The sequence below is a fragment of the Streptomyces sp. MnatMP-M17 genome (genome assembly GCF_900091995.1).
Classification (GTDB): domain Bacteria; phylum Actinomycetota; class Actinomycetes; order Streptomycetales; family Streptomycetaceae; genus Streptomyces.
In genome coordinates this window covers 1-2,443 of sequence record NZ_FMDK01001056.1, presented here as the reverse complement: position 1 = coordinate 2,443, position 2,443 = coordinate 1, and the positions used below count along the sequence as shown (strand labels likewise).

Annotated in this window: 3 protein-coding genes; all 3 read left to right on the top strand. The window is 71.3% G+C overall.

Translation table 11 applies throughout. The features are described 5' to 3' along the window. The first annotated feature begins 222 nt into the window (after positions 1–222). The 3 genes from GA0115259_RS35800 (at position 223) to GA0115259_RS35790 (ending at position 2,388) form a co-directional block, all read left to right on the top strand. On the top strand, positions 223–807 hold the full coding sequence (locus tag GA0115259_RS35800; RefSeq protein ID WP_093604569.1) for a biotin transporter BioY: 585 nt from the start codon (positions 223–225) through the stop codon (positions 805–807). A 109-nt stretch (positions 808–916) separates the two neighbouring features. Continuing rightward, positions 917–1,405, top strand: a complete 489-nt coding sequence (locus GA0115259_RS35795; protein ID WP_093604567.1) for a ribose-5-phosphate isomerase — start codon at positions 917–919, stop codon at positions 1,403–1,405. A gap of 170 nt (positions 1,406–1,575) precedes the next feature. Further along, positions 1,576–2,388, top strand: coding sequence for an Fpg/Nei family DNA glycosylase (locus GA0115259_RS35790; protein ID WP_093604565.1), 813 nt, complete (start codon positions 1,576–1,578; stop codon positions 2,386–2,388). The last annotated feature ends 55 nt before the right edge of the window (positions 2,389–2,443 follow it).

The window sequence follows — 2,443 nt, the reverse complement described above, 5'->3', positions numbered from 1 at the left end:
CCCCCCCCCCCCCGCCGCAGCGCCGTGCCGCCGCGCGTCGCCGCCGCGCCGGCCTCCGGGTCCCGGCGCCGTGTGCGCGGTGGCACGATGTGCCACCTTCGACAAGCCTCTGACCTTCGCTTTGTGGACGATCGACGGTGAAACGGCACGAAGTACTGGGTTAGCGTCGGCCCGTCCCCGCGCTTCCTGCGTTCCTGCCCATACTCGACCGTGGAGTCCCTCGTGACCACTGCCGCTGCAGCCCCTCGTACCGGAGCGGTCCTCGCCGATCTGCTTCCCGCCACCCGCGCCCGGGACATCGCCCTGGTCCTCGGCGGTGCCGTGCTCACCGGCCTCGCGGCGCAGCTCTCCGTACCGGTCCCCGGCTCGCCGGTTCCCGTCACCGGTCAGACCTTCGCCGCGCTGCTCGTCGGCACCTCCCTGGGCGCCCGGCGCGGCTTTCTCTCCCTCGCCGTCTACGCGCTGGTCGGATCGGCTGGGATGCCGTGGTTCTCGGCCGGTTCCTCCGGTCCCGGCGGTGCCTCCTTCGGCTATGTCCTGGGCATGCTGCTCGCCGCCACGGCGGTGGGCGCGCTGGCCCGCCGTGGCGGCGACCGTTCCGTACTCCGCACGGCCGGGACGATGGTGGCGGGCTCCGTGATCATCTACGCGGTCGGCGTGCCCTACCTGGCCGTCTACGCCGGTATGTCACCCGGTGCCGCGATCTCGGCGGGCCTGGTGCCCTTCCTGCTCGGTGACGCGCTCAAGGCGGCGCTGGCGATGGGCGCGCTGCCGGCCGCCTGGAAGCTCATCGGCCGCCGGGACTGACGGCGTAGTCGTCCTTCGTCCAGGCGCGTTTCGTCCAGGCGCGCGGCACCGGCGCCGGGCCACGACCCCGCTGACCGCTACTCGGCGTTACGCATGCCACACTCGGACCATGCGCGTGTATCTCGGTTCCGACCATGCCGGCTTCGAACTCAAGAACCACCTCGTCGAGTGGCTCACCGCACACGGCTACGAGCCCGTCGACTGCGGACCGCACATCTATGACGCCGAGGACGACTACCCGCCGTTCTGCCTGCGCGCCGCGGAGCGCACGGCCGCGGACCCGGACAGCCTCGGCGTCGTCATCGGCGGTTCGGGCAACGGCGAGCAGATCGCCGCGAACAAGGTCAGGGGAGTACGGGCCGTACTCGCCTGGAGCGAGCAGACGGCGGCGCTCGGCCGCGAGCACAACAACGCGAATGTGATCTCCGTCGGCGGCCGTATGCACAGCCGCGACGAGGCGGTCTCGTTCATCGAGGTGTTCCTCAAGACCCCGTACTCGGGCGCGGAGCGGCACTCGCGCCGGATCGGGATGCTCACGGAGTACGAGGCGACCCACGAACTGCCGCCGATCCCGGCCCATCACCCGAAGCAGGACTGACCGAACCGCGTGCCGCCGGGCGGATTCCGGCGGCACCGCCATGCCGCGGGTCTGTACGGACCGGGCGCCGCGCAGGGCAGTCCCGTACGGACCGGCCCCGTACGGACCGGCCCCGTACAGAGCGGGCCGGCCGTCATGTCCACCAGGCCCCGTACCGATCAGGAGAAACCGTGCCCGAAGGGCATACGATCCACCGCCTCGCCGAGGACCATCTCGACCGTTTCGGAGGCGGGGCGGTACGGGTCACCAGCCCGCAGGGCAAGTTCTCCGACAGCGCGGCCCTGCTCGACGGCCGGGTCTTCGAGAGCGTGGACGCCCACGGCAAACATCTCTTCCTCGGCTTCGGCGAGGACACCGGCTGGGTCCATATCCATCTCGGGCTCTTCGGCAAGGTCGCCTTCGGCGACGCGCCCGCCCCGCCGCCCACGGACACCGTCCGGCTCCGGATCGCCTCCGGCACGGCGTACATGGATCTGCGCGGCCCCACCACCTGCGCCCTGATCACCGAGCCCGAGAAGCGGGCGATACACGACCGGCTGGGCCCGGATCCGCTGCGTCCCGCCGACGACGGCGAGAAGGCCTGGGCGCGCGTCTCCCGCTCCCGTACGACGGTCGCCGCCCTGCTCATGGACCAGAAGGTGATCGCGGGCGTCGGCAATGTCTACCGCGCGGAGGTCCTCTTCCGGCACGGCATCGACCCGTACCGCGCGGGCAAGGACCTCGTCCGCCGCGAATGGGACGCGATCTGGGCGGATCTGGTGGCCCTGATGCGCGAGGGCGTACGCAACAACCGCATCGACACCGTCCGTCCGGAACACACACCGGAGGCGATGAACCGCCCTCCACGCGTGGACGACCACGGCGGCGAGGTCTATGTCTACCGCCGCGCCCAACTCCCCTGCCACCTCTGCGCCACCGAAATCCGCACGGCGCCTCTCGCCGCCCGGAACCTCTTCTGGTGTCCCACCTGCCAGCGGAACTAGGGCCTGTGTGATGTCGTGATCAATCCTGCCGATCCGGGTCCGCCTGGGTGGCGGA

Coding starts and splice junctions, on each gene's coding strand:
- GA0115259_RS35795 (WP_093604567.1), top strand. CDS start 917: ATGCGCGTGTATCTCGGTTCCGACCATGCCGGCTTCGAACTCAAGAAC.